Source organism: Desulforhopalus glucosivorans (genome assembly GCF_054397165.1).
In genome coordinates this window covers 3,699,293-3,717,558 of sequence record NZ_AP044854.1, presented here as the reverse complement: position 1 = coordinate 3,717,558, position 18,266 = coordinate 3,699,293, and the positions used below count along the sequence as shown (strand labels likewise).

General features: G+C 43.8%; 18 protein-coding genes. 8 read left to right on the top strand and 10 right to left on the bottom strand.

The features are described 5' to 3' along the window. Positions 1 to 47 precede the first annotated feature (47 nt). The 3 genes from ACX6CI_RS16070 to ACX6CI_RS16060 all read left to right on the top strand — a co-directional run bounded on the left by ACX6CI_RS16070 (position 48) and on the right by ACX6CI_RS16060 (position 2,159). On the top strand, positions 48 to 608 hold the full coding sequence (locus ACX6CI_RS16070; protein ID WP_458778477.1) for a GNAT family N-acetyltransferase: 561 nt from the start codon (positions 48 to 50) through the stop codon (positions 606 to 608). Then, positions 601 to 1,629 carry a histone deacetylase family protein gene (locus ACX6CI_RS16065; RefSeq protein WP_458774664.1) on the top strand — a complete coding sequence of 343 codons (1,029 nt, stop codon included), beginning with the start codon at positions 601 to 603 and terminating at the stop codon, positions 1,627 to 1,629. The genes ACX6CI_RS16070 and ACX6CI_RS16065 overlap by 8 nt, the downstream gene beginning before the upstream one ends. 119 nt (positions 1,630 to 1,748) lie before the next feature. After that, positions 1,749 to 2,159 (top strand): YkgJ family cysteine cluster protein, encoded by a 411-nt coding sequence (locus ACX6CI_RS16060; RefSeq protein ID WP_458774663.1) that lies wholly within the window; start codon positions 1,749 to 1,751, stop codon positions 2,157 to 2,159. A 16-nt stretch (positions 2,160 to 2,175) separates the two neighbouring features. On the opposite strand, the gene ACX6CI_RS16055 is transcribed toward ACX6CI_RS16060, so the two are convergent. Further along, on the bottom strand, positions 2,176 to 3,000 hold the full coding sequence (locus ACX6CI_RS16055) for a lipase family protein (protein ID WP_458774662.1): 825 nt from the start codon (positions 2,998 to 3,000) through the stop codon (positions 2,176 to 2,178). Between the two features lie 372 nt (positions 3,001 to 3,372). Here ACX6CI_RS16055 and ACX6CI_RS16050 point away from each other — a divergent pair, with 372 nt between their 5' ends. From ACX6CI_RS16050 to ACX6CI_RS16030, 5 genes are all read left to right on the top strand, one after another. Beyond that, entirely contained in the window at positions 3,373 to 3,786 is a 414-nt protein-coding gene (locus ACX6CI_RS16050; protein ID WP_458774661.1) for a helix-hairpin-helix domain-containing protein, read from the top strand. Positions 3,787 to 3,880: 94 nt separating this feature from the next. Next, positions 3,881 to 4,927: a selenide, water dikinase SelD gene (selD, locus tag ACX6CI_RS16045; protein ID WP_458774660.1), complete on the top strand. Its 1,047-nt coding sequence runs from the start codon at positions 3,881 to 3,883 to the stop codon at positions 4,925 to 4,927. Positions 4,928 to 4,997: 70 nt separating this feature from the next. Next, entirely contained in the window at positions 4,998 to 5,606 is a 609-nt protein-coding gene (gene yedF / locus ACX6CI_RS16040; RefSeq protein ID WP_458774659.1) for a sulfurtransferase-like selenium metabolism protein YedF, read from the top strand. Positions 5,607 to 5,853: 247 nt separating this feature from the next. Beyond that, on the top strand, positions 5,854 to 7,146 hold the full coding sequence (gene eno, locus ACX6CI_RS16035; protein ID WP_458774658.1) for a phosphopyruvate hydratase: 1,293 nt from the start codon (positions 5,854 to 5,856) through the stop codon (positions 7,144 to 7,146). 190 nt (positions 7,147 to 7,336) lie between these two features. Further along, the gene (locus ACX6CI_RS16030) at positions 7,337 to 8,827 is read left to right on the top strand and encodes a sensor histidine kinase (RefSeq protein WP_458774657.1); all 1,491 of its coding nucleotides are present in this window, start codon (positions 7,337 to 7,339) and stop codon (positions 8,825 to 8,827) included. Positions 8,828 to 8,867: 40 nt separating this feature from the next. Here the strand turns inward: ACX6CI_RS16030 and ACX6CI_RS16025 are convergent, their stop codons facing one another. The 9 genes from ACX6CI_RS16025 to ACX6CI_RS15985 all read right to left on the bottom strand — a co-directional run bounded on the left by ACX6CI_RS16025 (position 8,868) and on the right by ACX6CI_RS15985 (position 18,262). Continuing rightward, positions 8,868 to 9,416: a DUF4388 domain-containing protein gene (locus ACX6CI_RS16025; protein WP_458774656.1), complete on the bottom strand. Its 549-nt coding sequence runs from the start codon at positions 9,414 to 9,416 to the stop codon at positions 8,868 to 8,870. Positions 9,417 to 9,422: 6 nt separating this feature from the next. Next, complete coding sequence (locus ACX6CI_RS16020) at positions 9,423 to 10,514, bottom strand: cache domain-containing protein (protein ID WP_458774655.1); 1,092 nt, start codon at positions 10,512 to 10,514, stop codon at positions 9,423 to 9,425. A 383-nt stretch (positions 10,515 to 10,897) separates the two neighbouring features. Next, a complete protein-coding gene (locus tag ACX6CI_RS16015; RefSeq protein ID WP_458774654.1) occupies positions 10,898 to 11,344 on the bottom strand; it encodes a YhcH/YjgK/YiaL family protein in 447 nt (148 codons plus the stop codon). 14 nt (positions 11,345 to 11,358) lie between these two features. After that, positions 11,359 to 12,357 carry a methyltransferase gene (locus ACX6CI_RS16010; RefSeq protein ID WP_458774653.1) on the bottom strand — a complete coding sequence of 333 codons (999 nt, stop codon included), beginning with the start codon at positions 12,355 to 12,357 and terminating at the stop codon, positions 11,359 to 11,361. Positions 12,358 to 12,768: 411 nt separating this feature from the next. Then, entirely contained in the window at positions 12,769 to 13,170 is a 402-nt protein-coding gene (locus ACX6CI_RS16005) for a hypothetical protein (RefSeq protein WP_458774652.1), read from the bottom strand. Positions 13,171 to 13,632: 462 nt separating this feature from the next. Continuing rightward, a complete protein-coding gene (locus ACX6CI_RS16000) occupies positions 13,633 to 15,066 on the bottom strand; it encodes a cytochrome c3 family protein (protein WP_458774651.1) in 1,434 nt (477 codons plus the stop codon). A 12-nt stretch (positions 15,067 to 15,078) separates the two neighbouring features. Continuing rightward, positions 15,079 to 15,984 carry a hypothetical protein gene (locus ACX6CI_RS15995; RefSeq protein ID WP_458774650.1) on the bottom strand — a complete coding sequence of 302 codons (906 nt, stop codon included), beginning with the start codon at positions 15,982 to 15,984 and terminating at the stop codon, positions 15,079 to 15,081. 121 nt (positions 15,985 to 16,105) lie between these two features. Next, a complete protein-coding gene (gene ftsH, locus ACX6CI_RS15990) occupies positions 16,106 to 17,986 on the bottom strand; it encodes an ATP-dependent zinc metalloprotease FtsH (protein ID WP_458774649.1) in 1,881 nt (626 codons plus the stop codon). 60 nt (positions 17,987 to 18,046) lie between these two features. Then, on the bottom strand, positions 18,047 to 18,262 hold the full coding sequence (locus ACX6CI_RS15985; RefSeq protein WP_458774648.1) for a hypothetical protein: 216 nt from the start codon (positions 18,260 to 18,262) through the stop codon (positions 18,047 to 18,049). Between the last annotated feature and the right edge of the window lie 4 nt (positions 18,263 to 18,266).

Here is an 18,266-nt window from a genome sequence, read left to right as displayed (position 1 = left end):
AGTCTCCAGCAAAAGAGTAGCTCTTTAGCTGGAGACAGGTCTTGATTATGATTTTTGGAGATAAATTACTCACACCGCGCCTTAGCCTGAGACGGGTATATCAAGATGATCTCTCCCTTTTGGTTAAATGGAGTAATAGTGCCAATGCTCACGGGGAGTATTTGACACCTGAAGGCCTCGATAGCCAGATGGCCCAGGCTCAAATCTCTTCAGGTATGTTGTGGAATGATGAAAACAGAGTGTTTCTGGTGGAAGAAAAAGGTGGCTCGGCCATTGGTACCGTTCACTACTGGCTGAGGTCTGAGTTTAAGAAGTGCGGGGTAATGGCGCTGAAAATTTCTGATCCCCAAAAACGAAATAATGGATACGGTACTGAGGCTCAAAAGTATGTCATTATCAATCTCTTTGAGCGGTTAAAATTGGAGGCGGTTGAGATGTATACTGATATCAATAATCTCCCCCAACAGCGCTGTCTTAAAAAACTGGGCTTTGAGCTTGTGGAAACGCTTAGCTATGATGACCACCATGTTCGTCGGGTTGGACATCTGTTTCGCCTCGATCAGGCAACCTATTCAAATTGTCTTTACTATCAATATCATTATGAATAATCGAGTTGGTCTTGTGGTTGATGATCGTTATCTTGACCATCGTATAGTGACTCCGTCCCCAGAAAATCCCGAGCGACTTCGTAACCTGGCGACAGTTGTGAGGGAGCAGTTTGCACAACGGTGCCAGTTGTTTTCAGGGAGGGAGGCGGGGTTTGATGATATTGAGCTTGTGCATTCCCGTTTTTACCTCGAACAGCTGAAGGAACACAGTGTTAATGGGAATCCCTTTTCCTACGATAAGGATACCTATCTTATGGAGCAGTCAATCTATACGGCGCAGTTGGCAACTGGTGGTTGCTTAGACCTTGCTGATAGACTGCTGGGTGATGAATTGGATTCAGGTTTTGCCCTGATCCGGCCGCCAGGGCACCATGCTGAACCTGGCAGAGGTATGGGGTTTTGTGTCTTTAATAATGTTTCTATCACTGCAGAATATCTTCGAAAAAAGTACGGATTAAACCGGATTCTTATAATCGATTTTGATGCCCACCATGGAAATGGTACTCAAGAAGCATTCTATGATACCGATGAGGTGATGGTCATGTCGCTGCATCAGAGGGATATTTTTCCCTTTTCGGGTGATGTCTCTGAGGTAGGGACTGAAAAGGGGTTGGGATATACCATAAATGTACCTGTCTATTCACAGTTTGGTGATGCTGAATATACCTTTCTACTTGGACGATTACTGCAGGTTGTAGCAGAACAGTATTTACCCCAGATTATTCTCGTTTCAGCGGGATACGATGCCCACCAGGATGATAGTATCAGTGGGACCATTCTGACAACAGAATGGTTTGGTTTGGCCACTGCTCTTATTAAACAAGCTGCTGATTCTGCCTGCGACGGTCGATTGTTAATGGTACTGGAGGGTGGGTATAATCCGGTCTCACTGGAGTCTTCAGTTCTGGAGACCTTGGATAGTTTATGTACAAAAAGACTTGGAAAAATTGGGGTTCTGCACTCTGAAAGAGGAAATAATTTACTTGTAGACCACCCATTTCGGAGCTGTTGGACTCTTTAACCTCGGTAAACATGGAATAAGCCGAGACTCTTTTCAGTACCCGATGAACGGGATACGTGCCATGGTGTGAGTTGAAGTTTTAATTTCAAACCAAGTAAGGCACTGATAAGGATAGATAGATGAGTGTCGATGATAACGTATTAAAAACGATATTGCATGAGTGTCGCCAGTGTGGAACCTGTTGTAGAGAATACAAAAAGATCTCATTACAGGCGGAAGAGGTCGACTTTATTAAGAAGATGGGAGGGCATGTCGGAGTTAATGTGAGTATGAAAGAGATTCGGGAAAAGGGTTTGGATCTCGCAACTCGGGATGCTAAAAAAGATGGGAAGATGTATATGATCCATCCCGATGACAAGGGCTGTGTATTTTTAAAACATAAAAACGATAAATATTATTGCGGTATCTACCATTATAGGCCCAGGGTTTGTCAGGGGTTTCGCTGTAATCTCGCCGATGACAGTTTTCTTGATCTGTTTGCAGGGGAGTCTGCAATGCATCTCCTTGGTAAAGATTCTTATGGACTGTGATTTCTTTCCCGTGTTGTCAATAACCTAAGAGATCAACGGTTTCAAGCCGGGCAGAATAATTAACAGGTGAGTGTGCCGCAAGAAACTCTGGTGCGCCTAACCATGGCCGCTTAGTGGCTTCGTGGTGTGATCCCTTAAGATAGTAGGGTAGCCCTGCATGGAGCATTGTGGGTAGAGGTGGGATGGTGGTGACAATATCTCTACAGTTAGCCAGTCGGTAAATATTGATGTTTTGTAGAGACGATAAAAACTCATCGTTACCGATTTTAGGTGCGCCAAAGGTGTATACTGCGTGGGGAGCGTGTAGAGAGGCGGTGAGTACAGCAAGTGCGCCGCCAAGGCTATGTCCAGTGTAGTAAACGGGACGGCGTAATGTTTTGAGTTGGTCTTTAATTTCTTCTATACTTTCAAGGAGAAGTTGTTTGAAACCATTGTGAACTTTTCCGCCTGAACCCCAGGGAGATAATGTTGTTTTCAGGTTGTAAAGCCAGTTGGAAATGTTGCCGGCAGTACCTCTGAACACCAGCACCGAAAAAGAAATATCCAGTTCTGCTGTTGGAGTAATAACTGCACATTTGAGATGTTTACCATTGTAAAACCAAGGTTCTTGTAATCCGTGTTGTTCAAGTTGAAGATTTCTTACCTCAGCTTCCTCTTTTTCTCTTGTTCCCTTCGAATAAATAAGGCGTGACATTTCAGATAACCACCATGCATTTTTCTGACTAAACATTGGATTGTCCGGCTCGAAGGCTTCAGGTGATGTTTCAGGAGACCGGTGTGTGAAAAAGTTATCAGCGTCTCCAGGATTGAAAACATCTTTCCAGTCATAACTGTATTGCATACATCTCTCGTGTGGTTCTTTTTGGTGTGTTAAAATATATGTTTGCATATGATTGACATTTATGGTGAGTTGCGATTTGTGTCAAGAAAATGTTAGAGGATGATCCCTCTGTGAGCGTATGGTTTGTACTGGTTTGCTGTTCGTAGGTTTCTATAGATAAATAATTGGTAGAACATATTGAGTTTGTGTGCTTTTGCCATTCTTTATTACTGTTGTGTTGTATCTTGGCGCTTCTGTGCTATATTGTTGGCCACAAAAAATCGAATAGGTCATTCGAAACGAGTCATTTACAACAGTTGGAATGTTGGAATGCTACATAAAATTATACAGTTGAGTTCTACGTAAATAGTAAGAGAAAGAAGGAGAAGTTACATGGCAACACCCATAACCTCGGTATCTGGTATTGGTGCTCAAACAGCAGATATATTAATGGAAAATGGTTTTCAAAGTGCTGAGGCTCTGGCTGCAGCAAAAGAAGAAGATCTGTTGAAAATTAGTGGCTTTGGTCCTTCAAAGGCTAAAAAGTTTATTGCGGCTGCCCAGGCATTAGTTGGTACTGCTGAGGAGGGTTCAGCTCAACAGGAGCCGGTTCAGCCGGAAATTGAAGCTTCTGCAGAGGTAGAAGTCGCAGAAGAGAAAACAGAAGAAAAAGTTGAGAAGTCGTCAGGTCCAAAGGTGGTCACCCAGAAGCTGTGTAAGAAAAAGAAAAAGAAAAAGAAAGATAAGGCTGGCAAGTCAAAGTCGAAGAAAAAGAAGAAATCTTCACGTAAAAAGAAATCAAAGTAGCGTCTGGATGTACCTCTGTTTCATTATATTGTAGTTACGGGAACGCAAGGTTTTGAAATAGAATGGCGCATCTTTCCTATGGTTGGGGTAATAGATGAAAAAGAAGATGGAGCGGCTCACCGCCTGTGTGAAAGGGGGCGGTTGAGCATCTAAAATTGCTCCAGGGGACCTGGAACAAGCACTAGAGGGGATGGACTTCCCGACAAATGAAAATGTTCTGGTTGGTCTGGGAACTGCTGACGATGCAGGGGTCTATAGGGTTTCAGATGATCTTGCATTAATTCAGACCCTCGATTTTTTTACCCCAATCGTAGACGATCCATATGATTTTGGTCGTATTGCAGCGGCAAATGCCCTCTCCGATGTCTACGCCATGGGCGGTACGCCTAAAACCGCAATGAACATTGTGGCATATCCGATGCAAACACTTGGAAAAGAAGCCTTGCGAGAGATGTTGGCAGGAGGTGGATCGACTTTGAAAGAAGCCGGTGCGGTACTTCTTGGCGGTCACAGTGTAGAAGATGAAGAATTGAAGTATGGATTGTCAGTGACCGGTTTTATTCATCCTGACAAGATTCTTACCAATCAGGGGCTAAACCCCGGAGATTGTCTTGTCCTTACTAAGCCCCTCGGCACAGGAATCGTAAACACTGCAATTAAAGGTGGTCTAGCTTCCGATGATACCTGTAAGAAGATTACAGGGATTATGGCAACACTCAACCGGAGGGCTGCCGAGGTTATTTCAGGTTTCACGGTTTCAGCTTGCACGGATATCACAGGTTTTGGTCTTCTTGGTCATCTGGCTGAGATGATAATCGGTACCTCTGTTGGTGTAAAAGTGTATTCACAAAAAGTTCCGGTCATCAGTGAGGCTGTGGAGTTTGCCTCCATGGGCTTTGTTCCTTTAGGTGCACATAATAACAGGGAATACAGGCAGGAGCTTATTGTCGCGCACCAGGGCTTTGATCCTGTGATGCGAGACATCTTCTTTGATCCCCAGACCTCAGGCGGACTGCTTGTTGGTTGTCGGGAAGACGATGTGGATACGCTGGTACAACGCCTGCATGACTCTGGGGTGGAAGAAGCGGCTGTAATTGGATATGTAACAGAAGATAGTGGTAATAAAATAGAGTTGCAGTGAGCATTATCCTGCTTCTTATGTTGTTGTAGCCGCTGTAGTATGGCAATTTTTTATATAAGGGAAAGGGTAGATGACAAAGATGATTGATGCGTGTGGACTTGCCTGTCCAGGGCCTGTATTGCTCGTAAAAGATGCAGTGGAAGAAGCAGCGGGAATAGATCTTTCCGTGCTTGTTGATAATGCGGGATCTGCTGAAAACGTGACCCGTTTTCTAACAACCAAGGGGTATTCAGTTACTGAAACAGAAGAAGATGGTGTGTTTCGATTGGTTGCCGCTTCAGGTGCTGTGCAGGGTTCGGCTGTTCCCGAGAAAGCTTCAGTAGTTCGTGACGAGACTGTGCAGAGAGTACTGGTGCTGGTAACCAGTGACACCCTTGGGTCCGGTGATGATGTCCTTGGCCGGAAGTTGATGATAAGTTATTTGAAAACAATCAAAGAGATGGGGCCGGAGCTTTGGCAGCTTATCTTTGTCAATGGTGGTGTAAAGCTGACCACAACATCATCTCCGGTTTTACAAGAGCTGCAGGACTATGAAAAGTCTGGAACCATAATTCTTTCTTGCGGTACCTGTCTGGAGCACTTTGGTTTAACAGAAGAAAAACAGGTGGGTGGAACGACAAATATGCTGGATATTATTACAGCCACCCAATGTGCCGATAAGGTTGTTTCCATTTATTAATCTGGGAATAATAAGGTCGCTGAAAGAGACTTATTCCGGATTTTCTTCCCATTTACAAGGATTAGAGTTGTAACAGGTTTATTTTTCTTCCTTTCTTTTAGTGTATTCGTTGTTATTCTATGCCGGTGTAATCATACAGCCACGAATAATTCTACCTATTCGTCTTGGAAAGAAGAAATATTCAGTCAACCGTCGTTAGTATTTAAGGCGAAATTAATAGCTTGATAATAGCTTGAAAGGAGTGATTATGTCTAAGATCAGCAAAGTAATTGGTCGCGAAGTAATGGATTCACGCGGAAACCCAACCGTTGAAGCAGATGTTTACCTGGAATCAGGAGCCTGGGGTAGAGCATGTGCACCTTCTGGTGCTTCTACAGGTTCCAGGGAGGCCCTTGAACTACGTGATGGCGATAAGGCGCGTTATCTTGGAAAGGGCGTGCTTAAGGCAGTAGGGGCTGTAAATGACAGCATTGCTCCAGCAATTATTGGCAAAGATGGCTATGACCAGAAAGGACTCGATCAGCTTATGATCGATCTTGATGGCACAGAAAATAAAGAGAAATTAGGTGCCAATGCTATTCTTGCTGTATCCCTTGCTGTGGCAAAGGCCGCTGCTATTGACAAGAACATTCCACTCTACCAGTATATATCCGAGTTGAACGGAACCCCGGGTGAGTATCTGATGCCTGTTCCTATGATGAATATCATCAATGGTGGAGAGCATGCTGATAACAATGTAGATATCCAGGAATTTATGATCCAGCCTGTGGGTGCCAAGAATTTCCGCGAAGGTTTACGGATGGGTGCAGAGGTTTTTCATCAGCTCAAAAAAGTACTCAGTGCTAAAGGACTGAGCACTGCTGTTGGTGATGAGGGTGGCTTTGCTCCTAATCTTGCTTCAAACGAAGAGGCGTTGACCGTTATCATTCAGGCCGTTGAAGCGGCTGGTTATGAAATGGACAAAGATATTACCCTCGCCCTTGATTGCGCTGCCTCTGAGTTCTATGTTGATGGAAAGTACGATCTGAAAGGTGAAGGCAAGGTTTTTGATTCGGAAGGCTTTGGAGATTACCTGGCAGAACTGAGCAGCAAGTACCCGATCATTTCCATTGAAGATGGTCTTGATGAGAGTGACTGGGACGGTTGGGCGTATTTGACCAAGAAGATTGGTTCTAAGATTCAGCTGGTTGGAGATGATCTCTTTGTAACTAATACCAAGATCTTGAAACGCGGTATTGATAATTCAATTGGTAACTCAATTCTCATTAAGTTCAACCAGATTGGATCTTTGAGCGAAACTCTGGAAGCTATCCGTATGGCAAAAGATGCGGGATTTACAGCAGTGATCTCCCATAGAAGTGGAGAGACCGAAGATGTAACCATTTCTGATCTTGCTGTGGGTACAGCCGCAGGTCAGATTAAAACCGGTTCACTCTGCAGGTCAGACCGTGTTGCAAAATATAACCAGCTGCTCCGTATAGAAGAAGAACTGGGCGACAAGGTTGGTTACAAGGGTAAAAAAAGCATTAAAGGTCAGTAACGGTTTATTGTTACAGGTTGTCTGTAAAGCCCCAGGTACTCTTTTGTGCCTGGGGCTTTTTTCGTTTTTTGAGCGTGAGGCTTTGAAATTGTGGACGTTTACTGCAATGTAAATTAATTACTAATGATAGTAGTTATACAACAACCATAAGAGTTTCCTTTGAAGCGGCACAATAGATGACGAAGAATTGATGACGATTGCAAAAAAAAACATTGTAATGGCAAAGGAGATATCAGCCCTTAATACCTTCTGGCTTATACAATATCTTCACAAATATCATGTTGATGTAGACGTTGATGCCATAGTTGCAAGTATAGCAGCAGAGCAAGATTGTTATATTGAAAACCTTGAGACAGGAAAAATTGAACCGGTGACTGTGGCCCATTTACAAATGCCACGCTACTGGTTTTCCCACGATTTTATTCAAGCCTTACACGATGCTATTCAGGAGTGTATTCCTGATCCCAGGCTTGCCTATAAGATAGGGCGCACCATATATAAAACCAAACCCCTTATTTTGACAACCTTGGGAGTATCTTTGCTTGGAGTGCACGGGGTTGCCAAAAAAGTATCCCTGGAGGCGGCAAAGTATAACAGGACGAAGGTGTATAGTGTACGCTCGTTGAAAAAGGGCCATGTTGGTCTGCGGGTTGTTCATAATCCGGGAATCAAGGTGAGTGATTTTACAATGCAGTGGAATGCCGGTTGTTTTGTCTCCTATGGTAAATTGGCCGGAGCAAATGATATAGAGGTTGAAACGCATTGCCTTGATCCTGGACCGACTGTTGCCGGTGGTGCAGGACAGGCGATATGGGATTTTGATCTCTACTACAAAGAACCTCATCTGTTCAATCGGTTGTTTCGGGCACTTATGCTGACAGTTCCCTGGGTTCGAAAGTTGACCGAGCAGGCAGAGGAAATAGAGGCAGAATATCAGGAACAGATTTTTACCAGGGATAAAATTATAGCTGAGCGTACTGAACGGCTTGTTGCGATTCAGGAAAAATTAGTCGAGCAGGAGAGGGTGAGTAGTGAACAAAAGCTAGCCAAAATTTCCCATGAACTTGTGACCACAGAAGAGCGCGAGAGACGTGCTATTGCAGAAGATCTACACGATAGTGTCACCCAGTTACTGGCTTTGAGTGTTAAAGATGCTGCAACTCTTCAAGGTAAGCATGATGATCTGGCTGGTTTAGACACCTTGCAGGAAAACCTCGGTAAGGCCTTAACTGATTTACGAGCACTTACCTTTCAGATCAGTCCCCCGGTACTCTATGATTTTGGTCTGGAAGCAGCTCTGGAGTGGCTGGTTGAGGATGTGAACAGCCGACATAATATGCGATTGGTCTTCACTAATCTTATTGGTTCTCCGCTTAGGCCGGGACAGAAGCAGAATATCGTTTTGTACAGATCTGTCAGGGAGCTGGTAATCAATATAATAAAACATGCAGAGACTCCTGATGGGCAAATACTCTTACGAATTACCGGGACAAAACTCATAGTTGAAGTAGCCGATGAGGGTGTAGGCTTTGACGCAGATGTTAATCATGACGGTTTTGGTCTTTTTTCCCTGGAGGACAGACTCTTATTCGTAAATGGGAAAATCAGTATAATGTCTTCTGTGGGGGAGGGGACCATTGTTCAGATCAGGGTACCCCTGGAAAAACTGTACTTAGGCTAAGAGCTGAGAACGGTTGATGACCATTTTTCGGCAGGGTTTATCAGCTTAACTTTGCTTTTGCCTGCGTTTTGAATTTCTCTCCCTGCAGAGGAGAAGGTATCTCTGAGGCGAGGGTGTTAATTGCAGCAGTGATATCTGGTGTTGAGTCAAGATGATCCTCACAGATAATAGCTGCCATGGGGCCAATGAATTCGGCAAGAATACTCTCTAAAATTGATTTTTGTTCATCTGTGAGTTGCGGCAGTACCTCTGCTTCAGTCAGAGGTTCTGTTTTAGCCAGAGTCTTTGTGTTGTCTGTTTGGGAAAGAAATTGCAGGATATCTTGAGTGGGAGGGAGCTTGTTTCGTCGTGGTGAGGTTGCATTTTCCTGAAACTTGTAGCGCCCAGCCTGGATAGTCAGCATCAGTTCCAGCGCTTCCTGTCCCTGCTTGTTATAAAAATAGACAAAAACGATGGTACCGTTTTCAAGAACAATTTGGGCGCTACGGTTGGCTTTTGTGGCAATAAATAGTACTCCGGATGCCTTACGTGTGCAGAGGACTTCTATATGTTTAACCAGATCCGCAAATGGTATGTATTGTTCGCTCATTGTATTCTATTTTTTCCGTAGTCGGGTAAAAGCCATTTGTAAACTGACTCCCATTCGTTCAATAGCTCTTGCGAGTGCCCCTATTTCATCATTTCGACTTGTTTCACTGATTTTTGCTTCAAGATTGCCACGGCTGATGTCATCGGCGATTCGTGTCAGATTTTGGATAGGTGAGCTCAGTCTTACAGCAAGCAGGTACGCAATGAACAAGACAGCAATGAGAGTGACGCCAAGGAGGATGAAGGCATTCTGTCTTGCCTTATTGGCTGCGGAAAATGCTTCGTTGTAATCCTGCTGCAGGATGAGAGTCCAGCCTTGTTCGGTCTTTGTCGTATAGGCAACCACCTTGCGGCCTTTGTCATTAAAGACATAGAAGCCACTACCTGATGCAGGTTTTTGGGCGATGGCAGGTTGGGCGCTAAAGTCCTGGAGGTTAAAGGAAATGTTGTCTTCACCGCTTGCAATCAGACGATTTTTGTCGTCGAGCAGGATTGCATACCCGGTCTTGCCGAGTTTGTTCTTTGTTATTGTGTTTGAAAGTTCTTCAAGGGTCATTGCAATAGCTATAACCCCAAGAAGATTTGAGCCTTCATCACGAATGGGTTCGGAAAGAATAAAGGCAGGTTTGTTGGATGTTTTGCCGAGCAGTACCTGATGGCCTACTTCTTTCCCTTCGACAATCTGCTTAAAGTAGTCTCGATCACCGTAAAACCTCGTTGCCTTTCCGTCACTTCGCCCAAGGTTTTGGCCATTGGGGAGAATGGTAAATGCGAGGTAGACCCAGTTGTATTTATCACTGATAGTTTTAAGTACTGGGTTTTGTGACTCAGCCTCCATGGAGAGGATCGCCGGGGTCTGACTGTTTTGTTCCAGAACTTTGAGGTTCATGGTGGTCCAGTCATCAATATTCTGACTCAGACTTTGTGCATTGGAGGTGAGGTTTTCAGTAACGTTAATTTCCCAGTTTTGTTGTGACAGATATACGGAGTTATACCAAAGGCCACCAATTGGCACTAAGGCCACAATAAACATGGTGATTAAAATTTGGTAAGCAATTTTAAAGCCTGATCCTGATTGTGAAGCCTCGTTACCAGCCATGTATTCCACACTCCCAAGTATTTAACGTTATGTTTTAATATTGCTTTTAGTGCCTTCCTGCTGAAAGCCTGTCATAAAAAACAGGTAGCGTTGACTCCGAGAAACTCAGGAATTGAATTTCAAATCGTAAGTTTAGTCTTATCACCAGATAGTGAACGTAGTGAGACCTTCGAAACACTTATCGCTTTTATCGGGGTTAGTATTTATTACCATTTGTTGAATTAATAGTTGATTTTTTCAATGGTTTCACATTAGACCATAAAGTGGATTAGAAAAGCAAACTTTATTAAAGTCAAGAAATCTCTGGAGATGCTGTAAATATGGTATATTTTCGTGGTTTTTTCAGGTGTTTGTGGGGGGCTGAATACGATCAATTGATGTTGTTAAACAGCGATTTTTACCACAACCTTATGAATAATATCATTTCCAATGAGGGGCAAGTGGGCATCTTCTGGGAAAAAAATGGTGAAGTGGTTAGGTCTTGTGGAGAACCATGCTGTGGGCAGGTCAGCATAAAACTGAATATCGTTTTCCAGGTCATATGCTCCTGCATCATCAGTGCACGCTGATCGTGCCTTCCAGCCCATGGTGTCAATGCCTTGTAACACGAATTGGATGTCTATGTATTTATTGTGGATTTCCAGTTGAGCTTCATCTTTTTTCCTTCCTTGATCTTTTGCGATGATAGCAAAAACTTCTTCACCATCTATTTCGTAACGGCCTGTTTTAAGGCTTAAAATATCTGGCCGTTGCAGAAAAGTGAAGGCCTGCTTGAAGTTGGTATGCAGTGGTGTGTAGCGATTACACTGACTCAGTTCATCTAAAATCATAATGTACCCGTGTGTTATTTAGGCTTAACAGCTGAAATTATCGAAGAATCGTTTGGCGCCCTGAAGCTGTGATGACTTATTTCCGTCAGGCCTGCTCGTTGTAGCATGGCAATGATTTCCAGGTCAGAATATGACCTGCCCTGATCGGTACCAACAAGCATGTTGAGAGAAAAAAGCGCTGGGAACTCAGGGCCATTTTTCTCGCTGTTTAAGATAAAGTCGTGGATGAGCAATAGGCCTCCTGGAGTGAGTGCTTCTGCAGTATTCTCTATGCATCGTTCACATTCTTCATAGGAATTGCTATGGAGAATATGGGACAGCCAGGCAACATCGAAACTGTTCTTCTCAAGTGGTGTTGTATTAAAATCTCCACCTTCAAATGAAATTCTATCAGAGAGGTTATGGGAGGCGATGACCTTTGCGGCAATGGGTTCAGTGGTTGGACGATCAAAAATCACAGCTTCAAGCTCAGGATTTTCTTTACAAAAGTGTATGGAGTAGGTTCCAGGGCCTCCTCCAAGGTCAAGTAAGCGCTTGCGACCTGAGAGGTTAATAGAGGCTGCAATTTGTGGTGCTATTCCTTTTGCGAGGTTAAACATACCAAGTAGAAAACTTTCTCGCTCAATCTCAGCACCGTAGGAGCGTTTTTCAATCTTCTGCCCAGTGCAAACTGCCTTATCCAGCTGGGCCCACCCATCAAGGATATGGTGATGATGGAGTATGATATGCCCCATATATTCCTGGGACTCTTCGTGGAGATGCTTTTGGGCAAAGTGGCTATTGGTATACCTGTTACCTGCTTTGACCAGAAGGCCCATTGCCGAGAGAGCGTCTAGTAGTAACTCAGTGGCGCGACTATTGGTTGAGGCCAGATCTGCAATTTCCTCTGCATCCATGGAGTTGCTGTCGAGAATGGAGAATATCTTTAACCGGACAGCTGCCTGTAAAGCACAGCCACGCCAATACCCACTTGAAACCCCTAGCAATATTCCAACGTTCCAGTCTTGCGCCATTTCTTCCTCTCCCTGTAAAATATTAAAATATTTAGATGAGCAGTGAACTTAGATGCAAACTTTATGATACAGAAATGATGTACAACTCTTTCTATAACAGATTTTTTCTCTTAGTCAAATGGTACACTTAGCGTAAGTATTATCATAGACGCTGTGTGTGAAATGTAATGGGCGGAGTTTGGGTGAATTTTTTAAAGATAGGTTTATCGTAGGCGTAATGCACTAATCTTGTCATGGATAATGGCCGCTGTGCTGGAGATTTTCGCTTTGAAGGCTTGCTTTTGCCTTGGGCAAAAGTCCGAACCCCGATAAATGGGATAAGTACCGTGTGAATTATTCGATACACTGTTGACTCTAAATGGAGTCACAAATTACTCCATTTAGAGTTATGGCCAGGGGGATAGGAACTTGTTACTTAAAAGTCAGAGTGCCAAGCACTGATCCTGCTTTGTTCACGAGTTTGTACTTGTTGTCTTCCACTTGAAACATGGTATTGCAGTTTTCAGATCCCTGACGGATGTTTTTCCATTTACCACAGATTTCACCATTTGCAATTCTCCAAAATCCTTCGTCAGATCCTCCGCTGTAAGTAATAATCTGGGTTCCATCTGGTGAATGCTTTATAGATGCATTTCCTTTATTACCACTATAATTTACATCGGTGGGCTTAGAAAAAAGAACTCTCAATTGTTCATCTGTTAATGGGTTTATTCCAGCATCTAACATTTTTTGTTTTGCAGTCACACAACCACCTGCGAGTAAAAGTAGGCAAAGCCCAACGGCAAGCATAGCTGGTTTCCAAACATGTTTCATATAGGTTTCTCCATAAGTTTTATATGATGAGTAAATCTCATCAAAAAATTGAAGAAGCAATCCTAACGATCAAAGTGAACGTTGTCCATAGGTATTAATACCAGTTTTGCTTTATCAAGCCAGAGTAATGATATATTAAACGGTGTTACGCGCAGCACCATACTGCAATTTTGTCAGGAGTTGGGAGTCCGAGAGAGGAGCGACCTATTTTTTTTAATAATATTAGTTCAGCTGCGGAGGCAATGATAGTCGGATCACCACTTGAGATGGCACCAGTAGTTACAGGCGAAACTATCATATACACTGGGGTGCCGGGCAAGATTCCCTGCAATGACAAACAGCCTTTCAGGCAGGAAAACATTCAAACACGATGTAGAATTGTTACTCAGACATGCAGCTATGGATGAGTTTTCATCCATAGCTGCTGAGTACCTCAATCAAGAGTCAGTAAAGGGGTTGTTGTTAAGGCTCGTCATGGCACTGGGCACAGTCCTGGGAAATGGTTTTGCCAAATTCTGTCTCATGTTCATCGTCATGACAACGGAAACAGCCGTAGCCGTCATCTGCATAGAGATGTCCATTATGCCCTTTATAGGTACCCCAGGTTACATTCATCTTCGGCCAGACATTACCCATATATATATCCAGCAGGTAGTTTCCTGATGTTATAATCTGTTCTTCGTGTTCGGCCACAAAGTCAGTTCCATTTCTTTTTGCCTGTAGTGACATCAGATTTTCTACAATCTGTTCCTTGGCTTCATCCCGGCTGATATACTCAGTTTTCATAACAGTAAATGAATCTTCACGAAGACCAGGGAGTAATGGATCCAGCTTCCTACTGTACAGTCCCTCGTCAATCTTCTGGCCAAGGTCTTCATAGACATGGGTTGGTCGATTATGACAGTCGATACAGTCCATTGTCCGCCAGTGGGCTCCATCTTCAGCATCCGCCTCTGTGGAACCGTTATTGTACTCTTCGGTAATTCCGTTGGGTTTTGTTACACGTATTTGACCAATAGAGGTTCTTGTTTTATTTAACGAATAATATTCAACTTTAACATCGTTACTGACATGCCAGTGGATTCCCTCGAAGGTGTCGGTATGGGGGTTGCGTCCACCGATATGCAGGGCAATTTCATCGACTGTAGGCTCTAACTGATCATCATTTGTGTATGAAATAAACTGCTTAATTTTTTTACCATGAAATTTTTCAGGCCAATGGCAGGCCTCACAGGTATCCCTTGCCGGGCGAAGATGCTCCACTGGTGCAGGGATGGGCTTACTGAATTTTCCATCAAATGTTGCTTTTACCTGACGAAGGCCCGATAGTTTAGCCTTGACGTACCAATCAGCTCCGGAACCAATGTGACACTCAACGCATCCGACTTTGGCATGTGGAGAGCGTTGGTATGCAGTATATTCAGGGGCCATAACCTGGTGGCAGACGACTCCACAGAAATAATCTGATTCTGTAAAATGATATGCTTCATAGACAACAAGAGTGAAAATTGTGAGGTTAACAACTGAGAGCACTAAAAAAATGAAAACCGCACGCCGATGGACTTTCTTGCCAAAATCAATAATCATCGAAGATGCTATAAGGCTATGTCTAAACCACCGTTTTCTACGCATGTAAAAAGATAATGGAATAAGAATCAAGCCGAAGATGATACCCGCAGGAAAAATCATAAATGTAACAATTGCGGCGTAGTGGTTTTCAATGAGTCCTGAGATATGAGCACTGAGGCCAAGAATCAGCAGGGTAAAGCAGATGGTGGTAAGGCCAACACCAAAGAGGCCCATGGGTGTTTTCCATGAAACGCCGAGTTGTTCCTGCCAGGTGAGGTCGTCAAATGCATCCTGTTTGTGTCCATTGTCGGGACTGTTATCCGTCATGTTTCCCTCCTGTTAAAATTGTTTCCATGATCGTTCAATTTCACTACTTGTCTCTATGATTTTATCCAATAGTTTCTTTTGCTGCGCGGAGTAGAGGTGTTCGTCTGTGTCAGCGAGAAGCTGGGCGTAGTTGATAAGGCCATTGAGCTGGTTTGTTGACCCATTGATTTGATCAATGAGAATGGAGTATTGTGCAGACTCTTCTTCATCACGTATCGAATTCAAGGTTTGTTTAGCTCGTATTTGAGAGTGGATAGCCTCTACGAGTTCCAGTGTTTCAAGGCTGGCATTGTTTGCAGGCTGAAGGTCGGTGTCTGACACTGACTCTTGTTGCAGTTGTTTTGTTATGTTGAGAACAGGCAGGATAGAATTTCGATAGAGAAGTATGAGGGAGAAACTGAGTATACTGAGAATAATCCCCATTGAGCCAATGATGATGAGTTGCAGATTATGGATTCTCGAACGCGTCTGAGTGGCAAGTATACGATCATATTGAACGAGATAGGTCCCTATGTTACGCATTTCCTGTTGAATATTTTGTTTCAGAGAACCGCCCCCATCCTCTGTGGCAAGTGTTCTAATTTGAATTACAATGCCAGGAAGATCGATCTTATTGAGCAGGTCAAGTTTAAGCTCTGCCGGGACGTATGGAGTTTCTTGCATCCTTGAAAAGGTAGCATTCAATTTCTCCATATCAGGGATGAGGTTCAGGAGCTTTTGAGAATCTTTGGTAATTAAAGCTTCTGTAATGTCCTCACGTATTGTGATGAAATGAAAAAGTGCTTTCTCATTTTCGGTGATAATATCAGTATACTTGCCTGAAAGGGCGTATTGTCGTGCGCCAAGAATGATAACCATGCCAAGGAGGAGCATAGTTGTCGGAAAGACTAACCAGAATAATTTGCGCAGTGAGAACATAGGCAGTTATTTGAGGTTCGTGTAAATGTTTTTTTAGTTCCTTATTCGCAAAAGGCGAAATGTAAATTGGCGAAATATATTTTTAAATTATGATTTTAGGGTACGTACCCTCAATCAGGAATTAGTGAATCGGTACATGTGCCTTCTTCTGGCACTGTCCTCTGGCAGGGCATAGAGAACATTCTTTGTCTTCGTTCTGTATCTCATCACCATGCTCTTCTCTTTTTGTGAGAGAGCATTGGTGTATTATTTCAAATTCTTCACTGTCGAGGGTCTCAATTTCCAGGAGGATTTCAGAGAGAGCATGTAAGAAATAAGCTTCTCTTTCCAGGATTTTGAGAGCTCTTTCGTAACAACTGTTGAGGAGATTCTTCACTTCCTCGTCAATGCGGTGGGCTGTTTTGTCGGACATGGTGCGTCTCATATTGACGCTATCAAGAAAACCCTCATCTTGAACCACATGGGTTTGTGGCCCAAGTTTTTCATTCATTCCCCATCTGCAAACTATACTGGTGGCAATGTCTGTTGCCTGTACCAGGTCGTTTTCTGTGCGTGTGGTAAATTCGTTAAAGACGAGTTTCTCGGCAGCACGCCCGCCAAGGAGCATGGTTATCCGGTCTATAAGGTAGCGTTTGCCGTAGGCGTAGCGATCCCCCAGGGGCAGTTGCTGGGTTTGGCCCATGGAACGTCCCCTTGGGATAATAGTAATCTTATGGATGGGATCTGCGTCCGGGAGTAATTTTGCAACAATGGCATGCCCCGCTTCGTGGTAGGCGAGAATTTTCTTATCTTCTTCAGTAAGGACCATCCCTTTTCTCTCAACACCAAGGAGAATTCTGTCCCGGGCCAGATCAAAGGACGCCTTGTCAACAACGCAGTTTCCCTTTCGAGCAGTAAGGAGTGCCGCTTCATTAACAAGACTTGCAAGTTCAGCACCTGTGAAACCTGAGCTGAAGTGTGCTATTTCGGCTATTTTGACGTCTTCAGAAAGCTTTACTTTTTTACAGTGTGTCTCAAGAATCTCTATCCTGCCCTTGAGATCAGGGGCTAAAATTGTGATCTGGCGATCAAACCTGCCTGAACGCCGCAGGGCAGGGTCTAGAATATCGGGCCGGTTGGTTGCTGCAAGCATCATGATATTATCACTGGTGGAAAAGCCATCCATTTCCACCAAAAGTGCATTCAGAGTTTGGCCTCTTTCATCATTGCCGTCGGCTGACCCACCGGTTCTGGTTGTACCTACGGCATCAATCTCATCAATAAAAATGATGCAGGGAGCATTTTTTTTAGCTTCTGTAAAAAGATCACGAACCCTTGAAGCGCCAACTCCGACAAACATTTCGACAAAGTCAGAACCACTAAAGTTATAAAATGGAACCCCCGCTTCCCCTGCAATTGCCCGGGCAAGAAGCGTCTTGCCTGTACCGGGCGGTCCCTGCAGGAGTAATCCTTTTGGTATTGTCGCCCCTATGTCTTGAAATTGTTGAGGGTTCTTGAGAAAGACAACAACCTCCTGCAGTTCTTCTATGGCATCGGGGATTCCTGCAACATCGGCGAATGTGACAGTCGTTGGGCCTGTTGAAGGTAAAACGAGCCGGTCTTTGGCAAATTGCAGATCATCACCGGTTTGACGTTTTCTATAGACTGATAGAAAAAGTATGAGGAGGGTAAGCGTTACAATGGACGCTAACCCTCCGTTAAAATAGTAGGCACTGTAATCTTTATGAAAGCGTATTCTTATTGTTTTTAGATCAATCCCAGTTCCCATCCAGGAGTAGTCATCCGGAAGAAAGACCCGGAATAACGATCCCGATTGTGTCTGTACATCCACCTTACTGCCAGTAACATCCAGACTTACAACTTCGCCTGCATCAATTGTTTGCAGCAGGAGATTGTAACTTTTTTCAGGGAGACGATTCTCAATGTAATATGCAGATAAACCTATGGATAAAAAGAGAAGCACAAGAAACAGTATAAATAAATTTCTTATTACTATTGCCATAGGTTAGCCACGTTCCAGGGTTGTTAGATATTTGACATGTTATTGTAGATAATAGCTTTTTTACAGGCCGCTAACAGCTTTAAACCATCCTGTGATAAGTCCAAGAGGGCCGCCGCCTGCGACCATTCCGCCTATGAGACATGCAAAAGCCCATATTCCAACGGCAGAAGCGAAAAGACCGACCACTGAGAGGGTAACTGTATAAATCTTAGTGTCAGTGCTTGAGAGTGAAGGATTCGATACTCCTGACTTGGTAATCGCTGTTCTTGTTTTCATGATG